The sequence below is a fragment of the Leptolyngbya sp. NIES-2104 genome (genome assembly GCF_001485215.1).
GTDB lineage: Bacteria > Cyanobacteriota > Cyanobacteriia > Leptolyngbyales > Leptolyngbyaceae > Leptolyngbya.
Genome location: NZ_BBWW01000001.1, coordinates 4,035,461 through 4,060,949 on the forward strand (window position 1 = coordinate 4,035,461; position 25,489 = coordinate 4,060,949).

General features: G+C 46.9%; 26 protein-coding genes. 8 read left to right on the forward strand and 18 right to left on the reverse strand.

Going from position 1 to position 25,489, the window contains the following annotated elements; all coding sequences use genetic code 11:
- Nucleotides 1-4: 4 nt before the first annotated feature.
- The 7 genes from NIES2104_RS19180 to NIES2104_RS19210 all read right to left on the reverse strand — a co-directional run bounded on the left by NIES2104_RS19180 (nt 5) and on the right by NIES2104_RS19210 (nt 7,432).
- Nucleotides 5-1,894 carry a glycosyltransferase gene (locus tag NIES2104_RS19180; protein ID WP_058999868.1) on the reverse strand — a complete coding sequence of 630 codons (1,890 nt, stop codon included), beginning with the start codon at nt 1,892-1,894 and terminating at the stop codon, nt 5-7.
- Nucleotides 1,891-2,859: a glycosyltransferase gene (locus NIES2104_RS19185; RefSeq protein ID WP_058999869.1), complete on the reverse strand. Its 969-nt coding sequence runs from the start codon at nt 2,857-2,859 to the stop codon at nt 1,891-1,893. The genes NIES2104_RS19180 and NIES2104_RS19185 overlap by 4 nt, the downstream gene beginning before the upstream one ends.
- An 83-nt stretch (nt 2,860-2,942) precedes the next feature.
- Nucleotides 2,943-4,205, reverse strand: a complete 1,263-nt coding sequence (locus NIES2104_RS31320; protein ID WP_225895264.1) for a CdaR family transcriptional regulator — start codon at nt 4,203-4,205, stop codon at nt 2,943-2,945.
- On the reverse strand, nt 4,202-4,636 hold the full coding sequence (locus NIES2104_RS19195) for a hypothetical protein (RefSeq protein ID WP_058999870.1): 435 nt from the start codon (nt 4,634-4,636) through the stop codon (nt 4,202-4,204). Before NIES2104_RS19195 ends, NIES2104_RS31320 begins: the two co-directional genes overlap by 4 nt.
- On the reverse strand, nt 4,626-5,690 hold the full coding sequence (locus NIES2104_RS19200) for a glycosyltransferase family 9 protein (RefSeq protein WP_225895265.1): 1,065 nt from the start codon (nt 5,688-5,690) through the stop codon (nt 4,626-4,628). Before NIES2104_RS19200 ends, NIES2104_RS19195 begins: the two co-directional genes overlap by 11 nt.
- Before the next feature lie 145 nt (nt 5,691-5,835).
- Nucleotides 5,836-7,074, reverse strand: a complete 1,239-nt coding sequence (locus NIES2104_RS19205; RefSeq protein ID WP_263970994.1) for a dicarboxylate/amino acid:cation symporter — start codon at nt 7,072-7,074, stop codon at nt 5,836-5,838.
- 73 nt (nt 7,075-7,147) lie between these two features.
- Nucleotides 7,148-7,432 carry an NIL domain-containing protein gene (locus NIES2104_RS19210; protein ID WP_058999871.1) on the reverse strand — a complete coding sequence of 95 codons (285 nt, stop codon included), beginning with the start codon at nt 7,430-7,432 and terminating at the stop codon, nt 7,148-7,150.
- A gap of 270 nt (nt 7,433-7,702) precedes the next feature.
- Here NIES2104_RS19210 and NIES2104_RS19215 point away from each other — a divergent pair, with 270 nt between their 5' ends.
- On the forward strand, nt 7,703-8,734 hold the full coding sequence (locus tag NIES2104_RS19215) for a hypothetical protein (RefSeq protein WP_058999872.1): 1,032 nt from the start codon (nt 7,703-7,705) through the stop codon (nt 8,732-8,734).
- A gap of 50 nt (nt 8,735-8,784) precedes the next feature.
- Here NIES2104_RS19215 and NIES2104_RS19220 read toward each other — a convergent pair whose 3' ends face one another.
- Complete coding sequence (locus tag NIES2104_RS19220; protein WP_058999873.1) at nt 8,785-9,255, reverse strand: DUF4383 domain-containing protein; 471 nt, start codon at nt 9,253-9,255, stop codon at nt 8,785-8,787.
- A gap of 252 nt (nt 9,256-9,507) precedes the next feature.
- Here NIES2104_RS19220 and gltB point away from each other — a divergent pair, with 252 nt between their 5' ends.
- Together gltB and gltD are read left to right on the forward strand one after the other, a co-directional pair.
- Entirely contained in the window at nt 9,508-14,097 is a 4,590-nt protein-coding gene (gene gltB, locus NIES2104_RS19225; RefSeq protein WP_058999874.1) for a glutamate synthase large subunit, read from the forward strand.
- Between the two features lie 106 nt (nt 14,098-14,203).
- Entirely contained in the window at nt 14,204-15,682 is a 1,479-nt protein-coding gene (gltD, locus tag NIES2104_RS19230) for a glutamate synthase small subunit (RefSeq protein ID WP_058999875.1), read from the forward strand.
- 70 nt (nt 15,683-15,752) lie between these two features.
- Here the strand turns inward: gltD and NIES2104_RS19235 are convergent, their stop codons facing one another.
- Nucleotides 15,753-16,169, reverse strand: a complete 417-nt coding sequence (locus tag NIES2104_RS19235; protein ID WP_058999876.1) for a hypothetical protein — start codon at nt 16,167-16,169, stop codon at nt 15,753-15,755.
- A 141-nt stretch (nt 16,170-16,310) separates the two neighbouring features.
- Between NIES2104_RS19235 and NIES2104_RS19240 the strand changes: the two genes are divergently transcribed.
- Nucleotides 16,311-16,664: a phenylpyruvate tautomerase MIF-related protein gene (locus NIES2104_RS19240; protein WP_059001906.1), complete on the forward strand. Its 354-nt coding sequence runs from the start codon at nt 16,311-16,313 to the stop codon at nt 16,662-16,664.
- On the opposite strand, the gene NIES2104_RS19245 is transcribed toward NIES2104_RS19240, so the two are convergent.
- A complete protein-coding gene (locus tag NIES2104_RS19245) occupies nt 16,661-17,224 on the reverse strand; it encodes a DUF2808 domain-containing protein (protein WP_058999877.1) in 564 nt (187 codons plus the stop codon). The two genes, NIES2104_RS19240 and NIES2104_RS19245, sit on opposite strands and share 4 nt — an antisense overlap.
- A gap of 603 nt (nt 17,225-17,827) precedes the next feature.
- On the opposite strand from NIES2104_RS19245, the gene NIES2104_RS19250 reads away from it, so the two are divergent.
- Nucleotides 17,828-18,190: a hypothetical protein gene (locus tag NIES2104_RS19250; RefSeq protein WP_263970995.1), complete on the forward strand. Its 363-nt coding sequence runs from the start codon at nt 17,828-17,830 to the stop codon at nt 18,188-18,190.
- Between the two features lie 58 nt (nt 18,191-18,248).
- Here the strand turns inward: NIES2104_RS19250 and NIES2104_RS19255 are convergent, their stop codons facing one another.
- From NIES2104_RS19255 to NIES2104_RS19265, 3 genes are read right to left on the reverse strand one after another with little or no spacing between them, the layout of a single operon-like run.
- A complete protein-coding gene (locus NIES2104_RS19255) occupies nt 18,249-18,542 on the reverse strand; it encodes a TMEM165/GDT1 family protein (protein WP_058999879.1) in 294 nt (97 codons plus the stop codon).
- A gap of 3 nt (nt 18,543-18,545) precedes the next feature.
- Complete coding sequence (locus NIES2104_RS19260; RefSeq protein ID WP_058999880.1) at nt 18,546-18,905, reverse strand: TMEM165/GDT1 family protein; 360 nt, start codon at nt 18,903-18,905, stop codon at nt 18,546-18,548.
- Between the two features lie 59 nt (nt 18,906-18,964).
- Nucleotides 18,965-19,315 (reverse strand): YkgJ family cysteine cluster protein, encoded by a 351-nt coding sequence (locus NIES2104_RS19265; RefSeq protein WP_058999881.1) that lies wholly within the window; start codon nt 19,313-19,315, stop codon nt 18,965-18,967.
- 502 nt (nt 19,316-19,817) lie between these two features.
- Here NIES2104_RS19265 and NIES2104_RS19270 point away from each other — a divergent pair.
- Entirely contained in the window at nt 19,818-20,156 is a 339-nt protein-coding gene (locus tag NIES2104_RS19270) for a hypothetical protein (protein WP_058999882.1), read from the forward strand.
- Between the two features lie 61 nt (nt 20,157-20,217).
- On the opposite strand, the gene NIES2104_RS19275 is transcribed toward NIES2104_RS19270, so the two are convergent.
- The 4 genes from NIES2104_RS19275 to NIES2104_RS19285 form a co-directional block, all read right to left on the reverse strand.
- The gene (locus NIES2104_RS19275; RefSeq protein ID WP_058999883.1) at nt 20,218-20,802 is read right to left on the reverse strand and encodes a CPBP family intramembrane glutamic endopeptidase; all 585 of its coding nucleotides are present in this window, start codon (nt 20,800-20,802) and stop codon (nt 20,218-20,220) included.
- A 75-nt stretch (nt 20,803-20,877) separates the two neighbouring features.
- The gene (locus NIES2104_RS19280; RefSeq protein ID WP_058999884.1) at nt 20,878-21,933 is read right to left on the reverse strand and encodes a DUF3326 domain-containing protein; all 1,056 of its coding nucleotides are present in this window, start codon (nt 21,931-21,933) and stop codon (nt 20,878-20,880) included.
- Nucleotides 21,926-22,093 (reverse strand): hypothetical protein, encoded by a 168-nt coding sequence (locus NIES2104_RS32440; protein WP_192843609.1) that lies wholly within the window; start codon nt 22,091-22,093, stop codon nt 21,926-21,928. The genes NIES2104_RS19280 and NIES2104_RS32440 overlap by 8 nt, the downstream gene beginning before the upstream one ends.
- The gene (locus NIES2104_RS19285; RefSeq protein ID WP_058999885.1) at nt 22,090-22,413 is read right to left on the reverse strand and encodes a 2Fe-2S iron-sulfur cluster-binding protein; all 324 of its coding nucleotides are present in this window, start codon (nt 22,411-22,413) and stop codon (nt 22,090-22,092) included. The genes NIES2104_RS32440 and NIES2104_RS19285 overlap by 4 nt, the downstream gene beginning before the upstream one ends.
- A 99-nt stretch (nt 22,414-22,512) precedes the next feature.
- Here NIES2104_RS19285 and NIES2104_RS19290 point away from each other — a divergent pair, with 99 nt between their 5' ends.
- Both NIES2104_RS19290 and NIES2104_RS19295 read left to right on the forward strand, forming a co-directional pair.
- On the forward strand, nt 22,513-23,523 hold the full coding sequence (locus tag NIES2104_RS19290) for a hypothetical protein (RefSeq protein ID WP_058999886.1): 1,011 nt from the start codon (nt 22,513-22,515) through the stop codon (nt 23,521-23,523).
- Between the two features lie 13 nt (nt 23,524-23,536).
- On the forward strand, nt 23,537-24,532 hold the full coding sequence (locus tag NIES2104_RS19295) for a pentapeptide repeat-containing protein (protein ID WP_058999887.1): 996 nt from the start codon (nt 23,537-23,539) through the stop codon (nt 24,530-24,532).
- Here NIES2104_RS19295 and NIES2104_RS33505 read toward each other — a convergent pair.
- Nucleotides 24,529-25,428 (reverse strand): M23 family metallopeptidase, encoded by a 900-nt coding sequence (locus tag NIES2104_RS33505; RefSeq protein WP_082690035.1) that lies wholly within the window; start codon nt 25,426-25,428, stop codon nt 24,529-24,531. The genes NIES2104_RS19295 and NIES2104_RS33505 overlap by 4 nt on opposite strands.
- Nucleotides 25,429-25,489 lie beyond the last annotated feature (61 nt).

The window sequence follows — 25,489 nt, forward strand, 5'->3', positions numbered from 1 at the left end:
TCTCCTAATAATTTACAGTGAGTGGAAGTTCCGAAGCTGTATTTCGATTCTGTAATCTCAATCGTTGCCGCTTCGGTTTCTGTTCGTGATTCACGACCCATGCTTCAACTAATTCACACAGCAAATGAATCACGATGATTTGCACTTCCTGAATATGTTGTGGATCATTCGCAGGAACAACGATCGATAAATCACACAGCGATCGAGCATGTCCCCCATCGCCGCCCAGAATCCCAATACTCGGAATTCCCAAGCGTTGCGCCGTTTCAAATGCTTCTAGGATGTTTCTCGATCGACCACTGGTGCTAATCCCAATCACAAGATCATTCGGTTGTGCAAATGCCTCAATCTGACGAGAAAAGACGTGATCGTATCCCACATCATTCGCCCAAGCGGTCAGCAAAGCACTATCCGCCGAAAGCGCGATCGCTGGAAGTGCTCGGCGATTCGGAATTTTGAACCGTCCCACAAATTCCGCTGCACAATGTTGAGCATCCGCTGCACTGCCCCCATTTCCACAAATCAGCACTTTGCCGTTTTGCAAAAAGCAATTCGTAATCAAGGTTGCAGCTTGGGTGAGTTCAGTTTGTAGACAACGATGTGCAGATTGAATAGCTGTAATGACGGATGTGAAACCGCGATCGATAACCGCCATCGAATCTAATGCACCGGATTGATCAATCAGAATCGATTGATATAACGTTGCCATCGAATCAGCAACACTTTGCCAAGTAAAGTGATCGTTTGCGCGTCGAATGGCTTGCTTGCTCAGTTTTTCCATCAATGTAGGATGAGCGTACAAATGGGAAAGACGATCCGCGATCGCGTCTGGTTGATTCGGTGGCACTAAGTAGCCCGTTTCACCATCTGCAACTGAGAATTTAACGCCGCCCACATTCGAGCCGATCACCGGAGTTCCACACGCCATTGATTCGAGCGGTGTGATTCCGAATGGTTCGTACCAAGGCGCAGTGATAAATACATCGGCTGCACTGTAGTAGTATCGCAATACCTCGCGACCTTTACGACCGACAAAATGAACCCGATCAGCCACTCCTAATTCAGTCGCGATCGCATTGAGTCGATCGACTTCTTTCGCAATTCGCGGATCACTATCATTCAACTCACCTCCAACAATGATCAGCTTTGCGGGAGTAGATTGGCAGAATTTAGCAAAACCTGCGATCGCAGTATCGACTCCTTTACGCGGAACCATTCGACCAAGTTGGAGCACAATCCGATCGTCTGGATGTAACCCGATCGCAACTCTCGCGAGTGCTTTATCTAAACACCAAAACTCAGACGGATCAAAGCCACAAGGAATGATTGTAATCTTATGCGGATCAGCGTTGTAGAGTTGCACTAAGTCAGTCTCATCTTGGGGACATTCGGCAACAATGCGATCGGCTTCTCGAACTAAGCGATCTTCGATTTCAAAGCGTTCATCTGGAAATTCATCATTGCCGCCTTGATGAAATCGTCGCACCCGTCCCAACGCATGAAACGTAATCACGAAAGGAATTTGCAGCATTCGCTTTAATTCAGCAGCCACCAGTCCAGACATCCAAAAATTTGCATGAACCAGATCATAGTGTGTGTGCTGACAAAACCGCAGCATATAGGCAGTAAATTCCTGCATATGAGGAAGTAAATCCTCTTTGCGAATTTCCACCGGATCGCCCGCAGGCACATGAATCAATCGAACCCCTTCGCTCCACTCAGCAACTTCTGGAAGCAAAGCGCGATCGCGTCGGGTAAAAATATCAACCCGATAGCCCCGTTTTGCTAAATGCTTTGCTAACTGACCTACATAGACATTCTGACCACCACTATCGACACCACCGAGGATGCCAAACGGCGAAGCGTGCTCACTAATCAAAGCAATTCGTTTCATACGACAGAAAGAGTAGGTTTACGATCGACAACTCGTGCAAATGCCTGATTCCAATCGCGCACAAATCGATGGATATTGAATCGTTCTTCAGCGACTTTTTTTGCACCCTGACTCAACCGCTGTGCTTCCTCCGGGTATTGCTGTAAATGCTGCATCACTTCAATTAAGCGATCAATATTCGTATCGACATAGCCTGAAACGCCATTCTCGATCACCGTCGCCATTTCAGTCGTCGCAAGTCCCACGATCGGCATTCCGATCATCATCGCTTCACACACAGATAAACCTAAGCTGGTGTAGCGAATCGGATTAAAGAAAAATCGATAATGCGAGGTAAATTCAGCTAATTGATCATGCGGAACTTCACCTTTACCACCGAGTTTTTCCGCCTGCATTCCAACTAGCTCTAATGGCACTTGAGCACGAACGCGATCGAACACATCCGCCCCCAATCGCCGCCCTCTCGACTGCAAACCATTCACTACAACAATGCCTTTCTCTAGCTCACCCTGATATCGAACCTGCTCCGGAACCATTACACCGTGCTCGATCACACAGGTTGGAGTCTTGCCACTGTTCCACATCAAATCATTGAAATGCGTCACATGAACCAAAAGAACATTCGGATCATTCACCACATGACAGGTATCAGTCGGTTGTTCACGGGGCGGATCATGCTCAAGATAAAGACGCGGTAATTGGCGCTGTTTATCTGAAAGAATTTCGTATTGATCTTCGAGATAGTTCTTGCGGGACTGGAACAGAATGCAATCGAATTCTAAATTTCGCACTTCGTCCGCTGAGACATTATGTACATTGTCACCCCAAGGAAAGCCGCCTAACTTGCCGCCGTATCCTTCTGGAAATCCAGGCTTAACAGGCAGAAAAAATTGATGCGGGGACTGGACTAGATAATATAAATAGCTCCCGTGGACATGCCAAGTGAGAATCCGAAGAGGTTTCATAGACAAGATTCCGAATAGTGCGATCGCGAAATGCTCACAGCAAAACAAACATACTTAAGTGATTGAGTACTATCATGCAAAACTTAACGAGAGAATACATTGGGCATTTGCACAAGATGTACAGGAATTGAACGCTCAGAGATTGTGCAATCGCCCAATTTAGAATCATTCCCTGGATGCGAATTGACAAGGGAGCGCAACAGTAACGCTAATCGAATCTGAATCGCATCGTCAAATAGACGGGGATTTAGTCCAGTCAACGATGTAATTTTATCAAGGCGATAACTTAAAGTATTCCTGTGGATAGATAGACGGCTTGCTGTAGAAGAGGGATAGCAATTTTCAGCAAAGAAAACTTGCAGAGTGTCGATCAATTCCGGCTCTTGATCTAATGGACTTAATAAATGCTTTGCCAGATCAATTTTTGTGCTTTCGTCTGAAATGCCTACGAACGCAGCGACTCCTAAATCGTCTAAGCAATACACTTGATTGTCACCCGAAAAGTGATGACCGAGCGACAATGCCGCTCTCGCATCTTGATACGATCGCGCTAATCCCTGAATCCCCGGATGATACCGACCGATTCCAACACTTAGATCCGTTTGAGTTTGCGATCGCAGTTGATTCAACAATGCGGTACTCGCTCGTTTCAATGCGGCTAAGTTCGCCCAAGATGGATTTCCTGCTGGATCTTTGCGATCTGCCCAAGCTTCTAAATCTTGAGTGCTACTTGCTTTGAGTACTGCAATTTCACTACCGCCAATGTAAGCGCAGATTGTATCATTCGGTAAATGAAAGAATTTCACAATGCTTCCAATGATCACCTGAATGCTTCTCTGAGTTTGAGCATCGAGCATTTCAAAAGGTTTAGTCGGGCAAGACAACAAATAATGAGCCGCATCAATCAAAATCACCGCACGCGGACGAGTGAAATCTAAGCCGAGAATTTGAGCTTCTCTGAGCACTTCAGACTCATCACGATTTGGAGAACGCAACAGATCATGAATGAACTTATTTTTGAGTTCAGGCTGTACAGGTTGCTGTGCGATCGACAATGCCTGATTCACGATCAGTTCCACTAAAACCTGAGCCAACCGCAACGAGATTTCATCCGATTCCAACTGACTCAGAATCACTTCTCCCCGCTGCTGTCCCACTTGAAACGGAAGCCTCAGATTCGAGGGCGCATCAAAACATCGATCGATCGCTTGAACCTCAGTACTCGCAACAATCATTTCGCGATCGTCCACGACAAACACTTGTGCATTAAGCACTTCTTGAATGCGTTGAACTATCCCTCTAGCCACTCGCTTAAATCGAGTCAGCGCTGTTCCTTCTCGTATCACGCCGCCTCCTGAACTCGATTGAGCACTTCCTCAACACTCGCTCCACACTCCGACAACACTCCGCCCCCGAACTCGCAAGACACCCCAAGCCGCACCGGAATTTCTGCAAGATAGCAAGCATACGCAAACGGATACGGCGATCGATTCTCATCCGGTAACACGATCGCACTAGCAAACTGTTCCGCTTTGAGAAGCTCGATCAAATTCAACAATCGCTCTGGAACATCAGACAACCCTGTTTGCGCGATCGCGCAATGCACCAAAACTTGATTGATATCCTTGAGCGATAAAGCAACCTGACTCAACGACGCTGTACACAACAAATCAATCTGAGCCATTGGAAAACGCGATCGCACTTGTTTAATTCCCGATCGCAAATTCTCAGCATTGTTCCCCGGTTGAATCACTAAAATCTTTTGGTCATGCCACATAAAGCGACTCCTGCTGCAACACGAATTCAACTTGTTCTACAACATCACTCACCGATGCAGGCGGAACAATCGATCGGTGTCGCTGTTTGTCCAAAGGCGACCATCGCTGCGGGTCAGAACCACTAAAAATCACAACGCTCGGAACTTTCAGCGCGGCTGCTAAATGCGAAATTCCCGTATCATTGCAAACGAGCAATTTACAGCCTTCCAACAATGCCGCTAAGGTTCCTAAGCTCGTTCGCCCTGCTAAATTGATGGTCGGAGCTTTGATCAGTCTAGCGATCGATTCAGTCAATCCCCGCTCTGCACAAGTTCCAGTCAAAACAATCTGCCATCCTCGCTGACTTAGATACTCTGCAATCTGAGCAAATCGATCGCTTGACCAACATCGAGACGGAACACTCGCGCCTGCATGGATACACGCATATCGCTGTAAGCCGTGGATTTGAGACAGCGTTTGAAATTCTTGTCGATCGGCATCCGCGATCGGAAATTCCATCTCCGAATCTGAAGCAGGAATCCCGACAAACTCCAACAGTCTGAGATACCGCAATATCTCATGTTCTGTCTCGACGAATGGCAAGAATGAAGCTGGATCAGGACAAGGCTGACTCGGTTGAAAAAAGCCGATCGTTCGAGCCGCTCCCAATTCCAATGTGAGCGGATTTGTTACGATACCGCTTCCGTGCATCTGAACCGCGAGATCAAATTGGCGCGATCGCAGGTGTTCAAAAAATTCTGGCAGTGCTTCCAAGTTCGCGGGCTGCTCTGGTAAACCTGGATAACCCGGCAACGCTACAAATTCATCAATATATTGTTCAAATCGCGCCCCTAAGCTCTGTGAATTGGGCAGACCGATCAACGTAATCTTCGTTTGAGGAAAAGCCGTTCTCAAGGCGCGTAAAGCTGGAACAGCGCATAAGAAATCTCCCAAACCCGGTAACGCCCGGACGATCGCAATTTTTTCTAAGTTTGAAATCGCCCCACTCACGCTTTTTCTACTGTTGACATCAAGAAGCAGCGTAGAGCTTTCAATCAATGTCGTCGTCCACACAAAGACAGACGTAAAGAAAAGCACGATCGCACTTTCGGTAGATGTTCATAAAGAAGCGGGTCAGATTCCCGCTCATTCTAAAAGCGGTAAATTCTTTGGATCTCGCTAATGCGGCATCAATCAACGCTGCGATCGACTATCAAATTTAAGTCAGCTCGATCGCGTCTTGTTCTGATGCACTTTCCCAAACGCTTAAAATCACAGCATTGGCAACATTACTAATAATGTTCATCACCGTTTTGAAGCCATCAGTTAAACGATCGACTCCTGCCACGATCGCAACGCCTTCCACAGGCAATCCTGAAGCAGTTAGCACCGTTGTCATCATGATAATTCCGGCACCTGGAACACCTGGAGTACTAAAGGAAACCAGAAAAGTACTGAGTACGATCGCCAGTAACAGTGAAGGAGTTAACGGAATGCCATACATCTGAGCCACGAACACCGCATTAAAGCCTTGCAAAATAGCTGATCCATCTCGTTTCAGCGCTGTTCCTAATGGAATTGCAAAGCTGGCAATATCTTCTCTGAGTCCATACACCTCCTGAACATCCTTGAGCACGATCGGAAGTGCCGCATTAGAACTCGCCGTTCCAAAGGCTAAGGATAAAGCTGGAATCAGGCTTTGAAGTAGTTTAATTGGTTTAGCTCTCAGTAGTGCAAGAACGAACACATAGAACAGAACCATGATCAATGATGAAACGAATAGCGAAAATACATAAGCAAATAGCTTGACAATTAACTGAAGTCCTTCAGTTGCAATCACTGAACTGACTAAAGCAAACACTCCGATCGGCGCAACATAAAGCACGATCGATAAAACTTTTTCACTAATCACATAGCAACTTTCAACAAAGCTGACAAAGCTGGCTGCCTTTTCACCGACTAACTGAATTGCTACTCCAATCAATGCAGACGAGAAAATTACCTGTAATAGATTGCCTGTGCTGAGTGCTTCGATCGGGTTCGTCGGAATCAAACTCACAAGCCAATCAATTAGCGATTGTTGTTCCGCGATCGTACTCACCTGAACACCGCTAGCACTTGACACCCCAACTCCAGGCTGAACGACGACCGCCATGACCAAACCCAACGCAACCGCGATTCCACTCGTGACGCAGTAGCTCAAAATCAACTTCACGGCATACCGTCCGACCTGTGCCGCATTTTGAATTCGAGTTAACCCCAAAATCAGCGAAGAAAAGACGATCGGCACCACCACAAACTGAATCAGCCGCAAAAACGCCGTTCCAGCGGGAGTCAATAAATAGCGATCGAGCGGAACAATGACGGTCGGAAAGAAATCATGCAGCACTGATCCAAATCCAATTCCCACCGCCATTGCGACCAAAACCAGCGTTGATAAGTTCATACCTTGCATCATTGAGCGTCACGCTTCAATGTAGCATCCTCGATCGCTGGAATCTGTTCAGTGTTTTACGGCAACACTCCGTTATTTACCAGCCATCCGATTCTTCGCCGCGCCACACTTCTAAATCGAGTTCATCTAAATAGCTCAACGCTGCTTCAATATTGGCGCTACTGCCCTGGAGATTCAAATCAAACCATCCATCTCCATTCGCATTCGCGCCTAAAATCGCCGCCACAATATTCACCGTTAGATCATAGTGCGAAACCAGATGAGAAATGACGGGTTCTTGGTGGTAATGCTTGGGAATGCGGAGTCGAATGCGCTGTTCAGTGGTACGCTCATCGGTCGGTGTCTCGGTTGGCGATCGCATTTCTTTTTCTCCCAATATTCAATCTACAAAAAACCGATTGGATAACCGTAAATTGATTCTACCCGATCTGACCTCGATCGAGAAGAGTGGTGAAAATACGGATTTTATTTGTTTTTTCTGCGAATAGATTAATCTGTGCTCGTAATGTCAAGCGCAGTTATTCTACTTTGATCTAAAGAAGGTAATAGAGATGAGAATGCGGTTTTAAAGGCTTGACAATTTCCTATCGCTGATATTTATACTGATCGATACTGAAATCGCACTGGCACAATGATGGTTACTCGCTCTACTGTTGAATTTTCTGCACGATCGCTATCTCGTAGTTGGGCGAGTCGTTATCTCCCGGATCTTTCTGCTTTGATGTCGGAACAAGCGGATTTGTCGATCGCACATTTATTAGAGTGTTCATCAGATTTTGGGCGACGGAGAACCGTAGAGCAAGTTCAGCGACACTTACGAATCTGCTGCGAATTAGCTGGATTAGAAGTGAATCAGCTTTTTTCAGGCTCCTCGAACTTAGTCAATCTTGCCAAGGTGAGACAATTAGCAAAATCGGTCGAAGCAGTCTATGAAAAGGTTTTACAGTTCTATGAGCAACAATCGAATATTAAACAGAACCTTGCAGATAGCTTAAATCCCGTCAGCGGTTGGGTGCCCGAAATCGAAGCGTTATCGATCGAGCTTCAACCCGTTCTCTATCAAATGCAGCAACAGCATTTAGCCGATGAAGATCCACGAGCGATCGGTTTTGTCACAACTCAGTTTCATTTCAGCACACAGATGATTTTGAAACGGTTGAATCCGATCGAAAAAGCACTCCTCGGCTCTTATTTTCAGCTTGCAGAAGAACAGGTTTGCACACCGTGGCAAGAAATCTGTGAACTCGCGAACCGCTCCGATCGAGCTTCACGAGAAGTTTTACTTATTGAGCAACTGTTATCTGAAGGAAATGCGATCGCACAAGCAGTCTGTGAAAAAGCGCGTCAACAATTCCCACAGTTCAAAAGTCGGCGCGGGAGTTGGGACAATGTACAAATCACAACATCAATGAAGCGCGATTTGAATATGTTTCAGTGCTATCTCTGGCTCTGTGTGTTGCATCAAGATCTATCACCCATCACGGTTCGATTGTTACCACTTTGCTTAATGGTCTTTCCGAGCGTGAATATCTCTTGGGAGTTTATTGATCAAACGGTTCGATTATTAGTAGAAGAAGTGCGATCGCGTCTCACTCAAAATCAATGGTCAATTGTTCAACCTTATGCGGTGGGACTCATTGATACTTTTTCAGTTCAACAATAAAAATCGGGGCTATCACAGGTAGCCCCGATAAATAAAATTTCAATTAGTTGTTACTCAGTGATCGAGTTATCGAGTCCGATCGCATTTTCTGGCGGTTGAACGGCGATTTCCAACAGTCCAGGCGGATCAATAAAGCCAAAATAGAACGATACGATCGACATCAATCCATATAAGACTGCATTGCTACCAAACAGCGGCATGAATCCGAAAAAGGTGTTGGTTGGTTCTAAAGATCCTAGGAATGCCAATACTGCGAAGAACTGGAACAATCCGCGACCGTAGAAGCGACTACCGCCAAGACCGATCGAGCTAACTAAGCCTAAAATTCCAACAATCGCATAAACGGTGTTCAATACCGGAGTCGTCGGAAATAAACCGAAGACGTAGCCGAGCTTAATCGAAAGACCGTTGTGAACCTCGATCGCATTAATTGGATTTTGCAGTTGAGGAATAAAGCCTAGAATTGACAGTGTTAAAAAGAAAATACCTGTAACAAAGGCGTAAAGTTGTCCGCGTTTCATGACGTTTCTACCTACTAAACAATCACAAGATTTGTGAACTAAATATTGAATTTGATTAACAGTAAACACAGAAGATCGAACTTCCCTCACGATTAAGAAAGAGTCTTGAAAATTTTTTCAATCAGATCTGACGATTTCCTTAAGACCTTAGGGGTATTTCGCAAGTCTGTAAGAGAATTTCAAGAGAACTAGAGATATCTTCACCGAAGCTCTAGCTGATACTCTCTTTTGCCACTGAATAGGGTAATGATAATGACTAGATACGGACTGCCCGCGAAGCAAGGTTTGTATGATCCGCAGTTCGAGCATGATGCCTGTGGGGTCGGGTTTATCGTGCAGATGAAAGGAAAAGTGTCTCACGCGATCGTGCAACAAGCGCTTACCATTCTGGCGAACTTGGAGCACAGAGGCGCTTGTGGTGCAGAAACGAATACGGGAGACGGAGCGGGCATCTTAATGCAGGTTCCGCATCGATTTTTTCAAAAAGTTGCAGCAGATTTAAACATTGCGCTTCCCGATGCAGGACAGTACGGGGTGGCAATGATTTATTCGTCTCCCGATCGCACGTCTCGTGAGGCTGGACGGCGCGAATTCGAGAGAATTGTGGCAGAAGAGGGACAAAAGATTCTCGGTTGGCGCGATGTTCCGACGAACAATTCGACTTTGGGCGAAACGGCAAAATTGAGCGAACCGTTTATGCAGCAAGCGATCGTCGGTCGTTCTGCGGATTTGATCGATGATTTGGCTTTTGAGCGAAAGCTGTACATTATTCGCAAGCGATCGCATAGTGCCATCCGTTCGACTGGGATTGATGCGTATTGGTATCCTGCCAGCATTTCTTGCCGCACGATCGTCTACAAAGGGATGTTAATGCCGCTGCAAGTTGGGGAATATTATCCCGACTTGAGCGATCCCGATTTAGAAAGTGCTTTGGGTTTGGTGCATTCTCGCTTTAGTACGAACACATTCCCAAGCTGGGAGCGATCGCATCCGTATCGCTACATTGCTCACAACGGCGAAATCAATACGTTGCGCGGCAACATTAACTGGATGAATGCGCGACAAGCTTTGTTTGAATCTGATTTATTTGGTGACGATTTAAGAAAAGCTCAACCTGTCATTAACATTGACGGCAGTGATTCCACGATTTTTGATAATGCTTTAGAACTGTTGACGTTATCCGGTCGATCGCTGCCTCATGCGGTGATGATGATGATCCCGGAACCGTGGACAGCGCATGAATCGATGACCGCAGAGCGCAAAGCATTTTACAAGTATCATTCTTGTTTGATGGAGCCTTGGGATGGTCCAGCCTCGATCGCATTTACCAACGGTCGAATGATGGGAGCAGTGCTCGATCGCAATGGTTTACGCCCGTCGCGCTACTATGTCACGAAAGATGATTTTGTGATCATGGCATCGGAAGCAGGAGTCTTACCTGTGGCTCCTGAGAATGTCGCTCTGAAGGGACGCTTAGAACCAGGGCGAATGTTCTTGGTCGATATGGAGCAAGGTCGAATTGTCTCGGATGAAGAGATTAAGGAAGAAATTTCTACGGCTCATCCGTATCAGGAATGGCTTGATCAAAATATGGTCGGATTGGCAGATTTCCAAGACGCACCAGAGACACCGCAAACTGATCTCAAAACCGTCCTTCAAAGACAACTTGCATTTGGCTATACCTTTGAAGAGTTGCGATTGCTCATGGCTCCGATGGCAAAAGATGGAGTAGAAGCGACCGGAGCAATGGGAGCCGATACACCGTTAGCGGTGTTATCCGATCGACCAAAACTGCTTTATGACTATTTCAAGCAGTTGTTCGCTCAGGTGACAAACCCGCCGATCGATTCCATCCGTGAAGAGATTATTACTTCAGCAGAAACGACGATCGGATCAGAGCGGAATTTATTAAAGCCTGAACCCGAAAGCTGCCATTTGATCGAGCTAAAAACGCCGATTTTGGGCAATGAAGACCTCGCCAAACTGAAGCACATTAATGAGCAAGGCTTTAAATCGATCGTATTATCGATCGTGTTTGATCCGAAGTCTGGTGTAACTGGACTGGAACAATCGATCGATACTCTTTGTAAGCAAGCGGACGAAGCGATCGAATCGGGTGTGAACATTCTGATTTTGAGCGATCGTAGTGTGAATGCTCAAAATGCTCCAATTCCCGCGTTGCTGGCTGTTTCTGGCTTGCATCATCATTTGATCAGAGCAGGTACAAGAACGAAAGTCGGCTTAGTGCTTGAATCCGGTGAACCGCGTGAAGTGCATCACTTTGCCATGTTGATCGGCTATGGATGCGGTGCAATCAATCCGTATCTCGCTTTTGAAACAATGGATTCGATGATTGCTCAAGGTTCGGTCGTCGGTGTGGATTACAAAACGGCTTGTAAGAACTACATCAAAGCTGTCACCAAAGGCGTGATTAAAGTGGCTTCTAAGATTGGAATTTCTACAATCCAGAGCTATCGAGGAGCGCAGATCTTTGAAGCGATCGGGCTAAATCATTCGGTTGTCGATCGCTATTTCACTTGGACGGCTTCGCGCGTTGAAGGAGCCGATCTAGAAGTGATCACTAAAGAAGCCTTGCTCCGTCATCATCATGCGTTTCCCGATCGCGCCACCAACGGACATACGCTCGATGTCGGTGGTGAGTATCAATGGCGCAAAGAAGGGGAAGCACATCTATTCAGCCCGCAGACGATTCACACTCTTCAAAGAGCCGTTCGCGAAGGAAACTATGATCTGTTCAAGCAATATGCTGCTTTAGTAAATGAGCAAAATCAACAGCATTTCACGCTGCGCGGACTGTTACAGTTCAAACAACGCGAACCTGTTCCAGTTGAGGAAGTAGAGCCGATTGAAGCGATTATGCGTCGATTCAAAACGGGTGCAATGAGCTATGGATCGATTTCTCAAGAAGCCCATGAAGCTTTAGCGATCGCAATGAACCGCATCGGTGGCAAGTCCAACACCGGAGAAGGCGGCGAAGACCCAGATCGCTACACCTGGACAAACGAGCAAGGCGATTCTAAAAACAGTGCCATCAAACAGGTTGCTTCTGGTCGATTTGGTGTCACGAGCTTGTATCTATCGCAGGCGAGAGAACTTCAAATCAAAATGGCTCAAGGTGCAAAACCGGGAGAAGGCGGACAGTTGCCCGGTCGTAAGGTTTATCCTTGGATTGCGAAAGTTCGACATTCAACACCGGGTGTCGGCTTGATTTCGCCACCTCCACACCATGACATTTATTCGATCGAAGATCTCGCCGAACTAATCCACGATTTGAAAAACGCCAACCGAGCCGCCCGAATCAGCGTCAAATTGGTGTCAGAAGTTGGAGTCGGCACGATCGCAGCGGGAGTTGCAAAAGCTCATGCGGATGTGGTGTTAATTTCTGGCTATGACGGTGGAACGGGAGCATCTCCGCAAACCTCGATCAAACACGCGGGCTTGCCTTGGGAATTGGGATTAGCTGAGACGCATCAGACCTTGGTGTTGAACAATCTGCGATCGCGAATTGTCGTCGAAACCGATGGACAAATGAAAACTGGACGCGATGTAGTGATGGCTGCATTGCTCGGTGCAGAAGAGTTTGGATTTGCAACCGCACCTTTAGTTACTCTAGGCTGCATTATGATGCGCGTTTGCCATCTCAATACCTGTCCGGTTGGAATTGCAACCCAAGATCCGAATCTGCGCGAAAGCTTTACGGGTGCTCCACAGAATACGGTGAACTTTATGCGGTTCATCGCTCAAGAAGTTCGGGAACTGATGGCACAGCTTGGATTCCGAAGCTTAAATGAGATGGTCGGACGCACAGACGTTTTAGAACCAAAACAAGCGATCGACCATTGGAAAGCGAAAGGCTTAGATTTCTCTAAGATTCTCTATCAGCCGAATGTTGATCCGTCTGTTGGTTTGTACTGTCAAATTCCACAGGATCACGGCTTAGAAAAATCGCTTGATTTGTCTGTGCTCTTGGAGCTTTGTCGAGACGCGATCGAACACGGCAAGCCCGTGAAAGCGACTTTACCGATTCAAAACACCAATCGCGTCGTCGGAACCATTCTCGGCAACGAAATCACCAAACGCCACTGGAACGGATTGCCTGAAGAGACTGTTCATCTACATTTCAAAGGAAGTGCTGGACAAAGCTTTGGGGCATTCGTACCGAAAGGAGTCACTCTCGAACTCGAAGGCGATGCCAATGACTATGTAGGTAAAGGATTGAGCGGTGGAAAAATCATTGTTTATCCATCGAAAAAATCAACCTTCAAAGCCTCAGAAAACATCATTATCGGTAATGTTGCCTTTTATGGCGCAACGAAGGGAGAGGCTTACATTAGTGGTATCGCGGGTGAGCGCTTCTGTGTTCGCAACTCTGGAGTCAATACCGTTGTTGAAGGAGTTGGCGATCATGGCTGTGAATACATGACAGGTGGATCAGTCGTAGTACTGGGAAGAACTGGGCGCAACTTTGCAGCGGGAATGAGTGGCGGAACGGCTTATATCTATGATGAAGCAGGAGATTTTGCAACTCGGTGTAACACGCAAATGGTCGCGATCGAAGCCTTCGATGATCCAGAAGACATCGCGATCGTGCGTCAGATGATCCAAAACCACGCCAACTTAACCCAGAGCGACAAAGCGAAAGAACTCCTAGAACACTGGGACGAAGTGCGATCGCGTTTCGTGAAAGTCATGCCGAAAGACTACAAACGAGTGCTACAAGCGCTAAAACGAGCGGAACAATCCGGTTTAAGTGGCGATGACGCACTGTCGGCTGCCTTTGAAGAAAATGTGCGAGATGTAGCACGAGTAGGCGGCAGCTAATTCCCCCTCTCAAATCCTGCTCTTGCTCCCCTCTCCTAGCTTGGGAGAGGGGTTGGAGGTGAGGGCATCTCAATCCAAAGCAATTCACTCAATCACTATTAATCTCATGGGAAAACCAACCGGATTCATCGAATTTCTCCGCGAACTACCATCTGAACTAACCCCGCTCGATCGCATTCACAACTGGGACGAATTCCACCTCCCGATGCCCGAAGAAAATCTCCGCACTCAGGGCGCTCGCTGTATGGATTGCGGCATCCCGTTCTGTCATACTGGAACTCTCATCAGCGGTATGGCAAGCGGTTGCCCGATTAACAATCTGATTCCTGAATGGAACGATTTGATCTATCGCGGACTGTGGAAAGAAGCCCTCGATCGCTTACACAAAACCAACAATTTCCCCGAATTTACCGGGCGAGTCTGTCCCGCTCCCTGTGAAGGCTCTTGTGTTCTCGGAATGCACAATCCGCCTGTGACGATCAAAAACATTGAATACTCGATCGTGGATAAAGGCTGGCAAGAAGGCTGGATCACCCCAGAACCACCAGAGAAACGAACTGGGAAAAGAGTCGCGATCGTGGGTTCAGGTCCTGCTGGACTCTGTGCAGCGGCTCAATTGAACAAAGCGGGACATTGGGTAACAGTCTACGAACGTGCCGATCGTCCCGGTGGATTGCTGATGTATGGCATTCCAAACATGAAGCTCGACAAAGAAAAAGTTGTGATGCGGCGCTTGAATGTTCTCGAAACTGAGGGTGTAAAGTTTGTTTGCAACACTGAGATTGGCAAAGATATCTCCGCTGAGGACTTATTGAAAAACCATGATGCGGTCGTGCTTTGTACCGGAGCAACCAAGCCGCGTGATTTGTCGATCGAAGGTCGTCAACTCAAAGGCATCCACTTTGCAATGGATTTTCTCACTGCAAATACTCAATCAGTATTAGACCAAACAAATCCCGAACTTTCCGCTGAAGGAAAAGACATCGTGATTATTGGCGGTGGTGATACTGGAACTGACTGTGTTGGAACTTCAATTCGACATGGCTGTAATAGTGTTGTGCAATTGGAAATTCTGCCTCAACCGCCCGCAGAACGCGCTCCGAACAATCCTTGGCCCGAGTATCCCAAAGTCTACAAAATGGACTACGGACAAGAAGAAGCTGCCGCCAAATTTGGTGCTGACCCACGAGCTTATCTACAAACAGCAACGAAATTTGAAGGGGACGAAAACGGGAATGTGAAAGCGATTCACACCGTCGAGGTTCATTGGGAACGCAACGAGCAGGGACAATTCATTCCGAAGCACGTTCCAGGCACAGAGAAAATCATTCCCGCACAATTGGTTCTGTTGGCAATGGGCTTTTTAGGTCCTGAGCAACCGTTACTCGACGCAATGGGACTCGATCGAGATGCCCGCAGCAACATCAAATCCGAATACGGCAAGTACACAACCAGCATTCCAGGTGTGTTTGCAGCGGGGGATTGCCGACGCGGACAAAGCTTAGTTGTCTGGGCATTCAATGAAGGTCGAGGCGCTGCGCGAGAATGCGATCGCTATCTCATGGGCGAAACCGATTTGCCTTAAACAAAAAAGCCAGGAGCATATTCTGCTTCTGGCTTCACTGTGGGGTAGTCATCTTGACTGCCCCAGATTTCTATTGAGGTGCGATCGACAAGGTGTAAGGCGCTCTTGTTCTTCCTCGATCTCCCACAAACACCGAATAAGTCCCTTTTGTCCAGCGTCCCGGAATTTCGACTTGCCCATTTGATAATCGATCGGCTTGAACACAAAAAGTTTGTCCACTGCCAGTAATCAACAGCGTCGGTTCTCCGCTGCCTTGTAGCGCAAACTTTAAGTTACTATCAGCGGTCACTTGCACCGTATGATTCGGGCGATCGGCAATAAAGCCTGCACAACTCGTATCTTTTTTCTCGCCGCCCGATGTACCGTTTAGCGTAATCGGTTGGGTATTCGGTGCGATCGATACCACTTGACTTAATGCCATACTCGACATCGCGACCACTGCTGCGATCGCAGTCGGTAAAACTGACCAATGTAGAGAAGCCTGCATAATGTTCACTCCTGGGGACTCGTAGCTATCTTCAGTATGAACAGTAGCGATTGAACAATCCGTGAGATTGTTCCTGTTCTGTAAGTGGCACGGACGCGATCAGAGATTACAATCTTTCTCGTTGAGTTTGAGATCAAATCGATGCCCCTGATCAAAGTACAAACCTCGATCGAGAATCCCGATTCCACCCAAGTGAACAACCTCCTTCAGCAACTTTCTGCTACTCTCGCAAAACATACTAGCAAACCCGAATCCTATGTAATGACTGCCTTGGAATCTGGAGTCCCGATGACCTTTGGTGGCACAACTGACCCGACTTGTTACATCGAGGTCAAAAGCGTTGGCTCAATGACTCCAGACCAAACGAAATCAATGAGCCAGGATTTTTGTCAACAGATCGAGCAGTCTTTGAAAATTCCAGTCGATCGTATCTATATCGAGTTTACAGACGCAAAGGGGTATCTGTGGGGTTGGAATGGTACAACCTTCGGTTAGCGGAGAAACGGTCCGAAAAAGACCGAACCTCGATCGTAGATGGAAATCCGTCCGAACCCAAGAAACTGCCCATAAGCTGGCTCACCTTGCGGAAACGCGGTCACGCCAAAAAGATAAACACCACCAATACTTGGATTTTGATAGGGTGACAATGCGATCGTGACTCGTTTTCCCGGTGGAACGGGTGGATTGAAGTTCACCTTAATTGCTTTCGTTTTGTCATCTTGAGTGACATCGCCCAGACCGATCCGGGTATTAGAGCGACTACCGCCATCAAACGCTTCAGTTTCTTTGAGATTGAAGCGAACCCGATCGGCTCCTTCATTTTGAGCGATCGTCACTCGCTGTAAGGGCACTCCCGCATTCTCTAGAACATCTAACGTAAAGTAATACGTTGCACTCCAAGCATAAACATAGTTCTGAGTGCTGGAAGCCTCAACCAGTCGAGGTGGAGACACAAAGTAAGTCGTCCCGCGAACTTGAACGGCTTCGGCTGGAAGAACAAACGAACCTGAAGTTAAAGCGATCGACACCACCGAATTACGAAGAAAGCGTTTCATAAAAGGGTTTTAGAGCAATATCTTCAGTGTAGTCGATTCTTCTTAGAGCCAAATTCTTCATCAGATTAAGAGAAGATTAACTTGTATTAACTTCGGTCTTTAACTATTAAAAGGGCTTCCACGCTCAGTGAGGAATGCTAAGTTAATAACAGACGCAGCAGAGACATCTCCTCAGTCTCCACACCACCGCTTTGAGATCTGTGTCTTCTATCTCAGAGCACCTGCAACTCAAATTAGTTCCACGATTTCGATACGTTGCTGATTAATTTCGTACTGTTTGATTTCAGGGAGGAATTTCTATCTCTTCAATTCCAGAGTTGCAGAATTTCAGTCCACCTCGATTCACATTACTTTCGTTTCAATAAAGGGTCTAGTTTACTTTGCTAGACCCTTTGTTTTGATTGAACCATTTGCTAAGTTTTTTATCTCAACTCAACTGCTCTAAGAGAGATTTGTTAGTCTGAATTTAGAACACTTCAAGCATGGGTCTAGAGAATGGCTATCGCTTCAAGAGCCAACTTCAAATCAGTTAATTGGCACAAGACTTTAATCCTCGTTTTGGCATTCTGGATCAGCAGTAGTGTATTGCTTGATTTCGTAGTAATGCCCAGTCTTTTTGCGGCTGGAATGATGACACAACCGGGGTTTGCATCGGCAGGCTATGGAATTTTCTGGATTTTTAATCGCCTGGAATTGCTGTGTGCGGCTTCTGTTTTAACGGCGATTTTAGTGCGTCAATCGATCGAGAAAACGCCAATTTCGCTGAGTCTTGCAGGAATCCTTTTCGCAATTACGATCGCACTTACTTATTTCCTTTCTCCCCAAATGAGCGCGATCGGCTTAAATCTCAATTTATTTGAACCTGCACAAATTCCTACTGGCATGGATCAACTCCACATTACCTACTGGGTTCTCGAAGCGGCGAAACTCCTTGCAGGTGGATGGCTGATCAAACGCGAATTTTAACAAAGTTTGGATGCGGTGAACTCCATTAAAAAAGCCTCCATTATCTGGAGGCTTTTTTCTATTCCGTGATTTCTTCTTTCTCGCCAAACAAAAGTAATCGAACGGCAAGAATCGCAAAGCCGATCGCGGCAACAATCTTTGTCCATTTCGTCGGTAACAATTGCGCCGTTCCTTCTCCCAACACAACCCCGATCAAACTTGCGAGAATTAGAGCCGCAACGGTTCCCAGAAAAATTGCTTTCGTCGGCTTCCGACAATCACTGCTAAGTGCGATCGCGGCAAGCTGACTTTTATCTCCCAACTCCGCCAAAAACACCGTCACAAAGCTGATTCCTAAAAGTCGCCAGTCCATCGTCTACATCCCCACCACGTCTAGAACTAACAAGACCGACACCAGAAGCAAAATTCCGCCCGTCGCTTTCTCTAAAGTCTTCGGTGAAACGTTCTGACACAACCAGCGTCCAACCAGCACACCGACCAAGCTCGTCGCCACCAGCGCAGAAGCCGCACCCGCAAACACAGTCCAGGGTGCATGAGACTGAGCACTCATTAATAAAGTCGCGATCTGGGTTTTGTCTCCGAGTTCTGCGAGAAAAATGGTGATAAACGTCGAGCCGAACACACTCAGGAAACTTGATTTCGCTTTTGCGGGTTGGGTCTGTTCGAGAATCAGCAATTCCTGGGTTTCAGTAACGGGTAGGTTGGTGGAAGACATGAACTTGTTTTCATTTTCTTTTCATTATCTAGCACTATAACCGGAATTTGGGATTTTTGCTAGACACCGATTTCCCGCTCGAATTTCAACAGTTCTAAACTGCGATCGCCATATACGGCTTCAATTTGTTCCCGGCAACAGTCGATCGCGAAATCATTCAATTCTTCCGGCCCCACGCCAAACATGTCCTCAAACGTCTCAGGAGTCACGCGACAGAACCGAGGTCGATTGTCATAAACCGTGCATTCCCGCGTCATTTGATTGAAATTGACGCACCAGCCATCTTCGCCCACCATGCTCAGGTAAAGGTGAAGCTCTTCGGGGTTGAGATACTCTTCCAGGTCAGGTCGATCGCTTGGATCGAGATTGCAGCAAGCCCCACAATATTTCACACAGCGCCAAGTCGCCATAATTGCCGCTCAAAAAGAACCTCTCTATCTTCTCGCTTTAAATTAGGTATTGCAACTTTTGGGAACTTATGGTTATACTAGATGAGTTGGGAAAAGCAACGCGGGGTAGAGCAGTCTGGTAGCTCGTCGGGCTCGGATCGAAAGTCAGTTATACGCTTTTAAGCTGATTTTCTAGATGGGCGGCATATTGAGAAACCAATATGTGTTTACTTGTCTAAGTCGGGGAAGCCAATAGCGCGGTAATCCCGAACCAAGCTCCGAAAGGAGAAGGTGTAGAGACTGGTTAGGCAAGCACCTTAACAGGAAAGCTGAAGGTGAAGGGACAGTCCAGACCACAAACTGATTGATTCAGGCAGTGAAAGCTGTAGTGGTAAGCATAACCCGAAGGTCCATGGTTCAAATCCATGCCCCGCCACCAAACGGAAAGCTCTAGAGTAAAATCTAGAGCTTTTTTGCATTTCGGGCATTCTAGAGCCAGTCAATTATTTCGTGGGGCGTTGACATGGCGGGTTCTAGGAATGAAGCAAAACGAAATTTACTGAATGCTCTAAAATCCCTGGCACTTGAAGGCAATTTCCAAGATTGGATTATCGTGTTGCTTGTTCTGACAGTTCCACTCGTAGCAGCGTTCAGCATTGCCAACTTAATAAGCTCGGTCATCGCGAACTTTGTCGCACCTGTCATCTTTACACCGATTCTAAGAAGTATCGGTATTGATAGTATGCAAAGTCTCGTTATCGGAGGTTTGCGGATCGGTGCATTTGTCTACGATCTTGTTGATTTTATCTTTGTAGTACTCATTCTATTTGTGATGACTCGATTTTTACGAAGAATGATTTAGAGAAGATTCGTCACAGCGAGAAGCCCCAGTTCTTAACTCAGGAATTGGGGCTTACCAGCTTTTAAGGTCGATCGCTAAATTTCCAAATCGCCCCAGACACAAGATTCGTCAGAACATGAGCCACGATCGGCACAAGTAAATTCCCTGTCCATACCGCACTCATTCCAAGCGCAATTCCGACGATCGATGCCCAGACCACATAAGACCATTGTTTTAGATTGCTCATGTGCAGCACCCCGAAACAGAGACTAGAAATCAAGACCCCGATAAAATCTAGTCCAACTTCCGGCAGCATCACCCCTCGAAACAGCAATTCCTCGCTCATTCCGGGTAACAATCCAAGCCAGAGAATATCAGGGAGCAACAACGGTTTAAGCACCATTGCGAGATACTGATCAGCACTTCTGCGGTACTCGCCCCAAACGCGGTAAACGATCGCACTTGCAACCGAAATTCCAATACCCAGACCGACCCCTTGAAGCAGCGCAGGAACCGAGAACCGCACCGCCAGCAGCGGAACAGAACTGAAATGTAACCAGACTTTGGAAATCACTAACAAGACAATCGCAGTCACACCCATCGCGATCAGAACTTGGACACGGGTGAGTGGCTGCATCTCCGGAGTATCAGGAATTTGTTCTGCCACAGGAATCTATCCGACCTAGCTCTCGTGAACAAGAGGCTACAGTATAACTCAAGACTCAGAAAGGAAACTAGGGCATCAAGTTCCTAAAAATTGGGACTGAATCGAGGTAATTTCCGGACTTAAAGCCGCAGCATTGATCCCCGCACGATCGCAAATCAAAACGCCGATCGCTTCGAGATAAGACTTTACGATCGTCGATCGCATTCCCAATGCTTCCGGTGGAACTTGTATCTTCGTATGATTCTCTTCAACAGCAATAATTCGTGTCTTCGTTTGGCTCAAACTTAAGGTCGCACTTCCCCCACAAGCCGAAGCGGGAATGATTAAAGCATCAACCTCATCTGCCCAAATCGCATGAGGATTTGGAAACTCAGTAAATCGAGGAGCGCGACTTAAACCGACTAAGACACAAGGTAGAAAGGTATACCCTAGTTCCTCGGCAGCCGATCGAGGAGATAGATTTGGATCAAGCGGTAACGGTGACAAAGCGGGAGCATGAGCGCAAGGAACCCGAAACGTTCGGACAATTAAATGACTAATCACAGCTTCGGCACCCGCTAAATGATCCACACCTTGTCCATGTCTATAGTTTTGTAGCGCTTCGCTGTCTGGATCGTCAGGAAATCGGGCAACGACTGCGATCACATCGGCTCCCCCGATTTGGATTAATTTCTCAGCCGCTCTGAGTAAACTATCTGGATGTTCGATCGTGCCCCAAGTCGCTCCGGATTTTGCCGTTTTTAACGTCACATTCAACGGCTGATCTGTCACGATGTAATCGGTTAGATTCAGTCCTAAAGTGGCTCTAGCAGCATCCGCGACTTGTAAATGTCTCAGTTGCAAATCTGGCTCAATGCCACGATCGAGAATCAATCCAATTCGATTCGATCGTTCCGGCAACAATCCCCAATGTCCTGCCGCGAATTGATCTAATCCGTAGCCTTCAACATAGAGCGCATTCGGAATATTCCAATAAAGTTGTGCGCCATTGAGCACATTTGGATGCGTGATTAATCGATCGGCAACTTGAGCGATCGCGCGAGCAACCGGAAGCGCATCGCCCGCATAACCTCCGATCGCCGCTCCGATTCCCGTTGGAATAATTAATCCAACTGTGTAGGGTCTAGTCACGAGTCACCACCGCTTCAATCTCAACGGTTTCTGAAGTCACCCGCGTAATTGCCCAGCGTAACGGCTCTCCAAATGCGCGTAATTCTTGCTCGATCGCTTGATGCAATTCTCGAACTGAAGTTTGGAGTGGAAGCGCGATCGTAATAAAATCCGTCGTCATCCCTGCTTTCCGAATTGTTGCTTGTACACTTCTTCTTCTTTTTCAGTCACAAGTTTAATGTTTGATCGCGGATAAGCCACACAGAGAAGTGCATATCCTTGAGCCTGAAGCTCTGTGCTGACACCCATTCCGTCAGCTTGATCGACTGTACCTTCTGTAATTAATGCAGCGCAGGTTGTACAAACACCCGCAGTACAAGAAACGGGTAAATCTAAACCTTGCTCCTCGTTTGCAACTTCGAGAATTGTTTGGTTTTCAGGAACCTCGATCGTGTGAGTTTGTCCTTGATGCAGGATTTCAACCGTGTATGTATTCGCCATATCAATGTGCGGGGTCTAGTCAAAGATCCCCATTATACGGTCTTCGGTTAACGCTTCGATCAATCCGGGCATCCTATCGAAGTGTGAAATGGACGGAAGATGATGCGTGATTCGATAGCTCTAACTCGGTTGACTGTACCGCTCAATGTGATTCACCAGTTTGAACAAGATCCTAATGCAGTTCGCATTCAAAAGTTACTGCTTTATGTGTGTAGAAATCGTTGGGAAAGTGATATTCCACGATTTGATGCTGCTAGTTGGCGATCGCTAATCGAAGAAATCCAGGCGCACTATCCCACGATCGAACAATTGCGATCGCGGTTAACTCATCAAATTGGGACGTTGAATAAATCGGCGGAATATGCCCTTATCGGGCAAGTCATTCTGTCAGTTCTAGAGCGGGTTTATGCTCAGGGTGCAACCACGATCGTCACCGCTCCAAAACTCGATCAAGATGTTAATTTAAGCCGAATTAAAAAGCTTCTTATTTACACCTGTCGGAAATATTGGGAAGCAAACTCTTATGTCATCGAGCAGATCTCAACTTCAGAATTGCTCGACGAATTGATGGAGAAATACACAACGCTAGAAGAACTGCGATCGGGCTTAACTAGAATTGTTAAAACGCTCAATAAACCTGCTGAGTACTCGTTAGTTGCTGAAATTATTTTGCGGGAAGTCGAATCGCTTTACGGCAAAGAAAGTTCCAATTCAGTTGTTGAATCCATCCAGCACATTGATCTCTTTGATATTCGTCAAGAAATCTGCAAGTACACGAATCCATTGAAAGCAAAAATCTTACTATTTTCATCGGTTTATTACCAATTCGATTTTTGCTCACAAGACTGGTCAAACTTGAAACTTTATAGCTTAGATGGGTTGCTCCGAACTGTTTTGACTCAAGTAGAAACAATCGAACAATTCGAGCAGCTTCTTAATGAGAAAGCAAGCTGTTTAAAAGAGCCAGAATTGTACTTAGAGATTGTGCCAATTTTAGTACGATCGCTTAAATCAAATTACAACACTCTTCGCCAGAATCTTTTAACTTCTCTAAGAACCAGTAGCGCCGCCGATCGCACTTTAGCAAGCTCCACGAAACCCGCTTTATAAATTAGAAAATTCCATGAACGCTCAAGAATTGCTACAACGATACAACTCAGGTCACCTAGATTTTGTCGGCAAAAACTTGGGAGGAATTGATCTAACCCATGCAGATTTGATCGGCTTAAATTTGTCTCAAGCTGATTTGAATCATGCAACTCTAATCTTTGCTTATCTCAATCGGGCAAATCTAACTCAAGTGAATTTTGCCTATGCAAATTTGAGTGGTGCAAACCTGAGCCAATCGAATTTATTCAACGCAAATTTACGCGATGCCGATCTGCATGGAGCAATTCTTTGTGGTGCGGATTTACGAGGAGCCGATCTTTCCCTGGCACTGATTCTAGATGCGAATTTAAGCGGGGCAGACCTGCGAAACGCGAATTTTAGTGGTGCGGATTTGCGGGGAGCCAATCTGAGAGGGGCGAATTTCCGCGAAGAGAAACGCAGCTATGAAGGCGCAAATTTACGCGGAGCAGATTTACGTGGAGCCGATTTACGCGGTGCAAATTTAACAGGGGCGGATTTAACACGATCGAATCTCGCCGGAGCCAATTTGAGTGAGGCAAATCTTCGAGAAACCACACTCACCCAGGCAAATCTCAGTGAAGCCATTCTGACCGGAACGTTTTTCACCGATGCCAATCTCACAGAAGCAAACTTGAGTCACGCGAATTTGAAAGATGCGAAATTAAATCGAACCACTCTCGCTCATGCCAATCTCCAATCCGCAAATCTGACCGAAGCCACTCTAAATCACGCAAAATTGCACAAAGCAGATCTCTCATCTGCTACCTTGATTCGCGCCAAATTAAACCACGCTGATTTGAGCCGCACGAATCTTCAAGCCGCGCTCTTGATCGATGCAGTCTTAGTCGAAGCTTATCTTGGACGTGCCGATCTCCGAGAGGCAAATCTCACTCACGCCAATTTTACGCGGGCAGAGATGAGTAGTGCGCTCGTGAGAAATGCGATCGTCCAAGGCATGATTCGACCCGATGGCACCGTTGAAAATTAACGAGTCTTGGGAACTTGCGCCACCTGCATCGATTTGACCAATTCCGCCATTGCCGTTTCGAGGACAACCCCTGCATCCATCGCGACCCAACCATCTGTGGTCTGCTGCCGGACTTCAAAGTGCAGATGCGGACCCGTCGAATTTCCAGTACTTCCGACCCGTCCAATCACAGAACCCTGCTTCACAATGTCCCCAGGCTTGACAAAAATCTCAGACAAGTGAGCGTATAAAGTTTGCTGTGCGCCTGCGTTATGTTCTAGCCCGATCGCTAATCCATACCCACCAAAGAAATCTGCCATGATCACCCGACCTGTCAAAGCGGCTAATACGGGCGTTCCGAGTGGTGCACCGATATCCGTTCCAGTATGCAGTCGAGCATCGCCTGTAATCGGATGCAGTCGCCAACCGAAAATCGACGTGATCGGAGCCGGAATCGATAACGGAAAGATCAGTTTCAGATCGCCGTTGCCAATTCGACCGATCGGGCGAACGGTGCGATTGTAATAATTCTGAACGGTGCCATAAGCAGACCCGACTGGATTCGGAGGGGTCACAGTGCTCCAATCAATGCCTTTGACCGACAGCTTAAAGCCACCGACTTCGACCGGAGCCACACTCACAGAATCTGTCGCTGCATATTGTTTGGGTGCAATTGGTTTCGCGATCGTCGTTTCCGGTGCAATTCGTTCGGTCGCGCCCAAACCGTAATCGGTACGATCAATAAACGCATCGCTGCCCGCTGGAGTCGTTGGAGTTTGGGCAGTGGAAGGGTTAGGAGCAGGCATCGCATCGATCGCACTCTGAGTTTGAGCCTGACTGATTCCGCTAAACCCAATTAAACTGCCACATCCTGACAGCATAAGGATAAAGGTGGCTCTGAAGAAAGGTTGAGTCATAAGACGATTTTAGAGAACAACAGCGAATCGAGAGGCTCAAGTTTCATTTTGCCGGGAATTG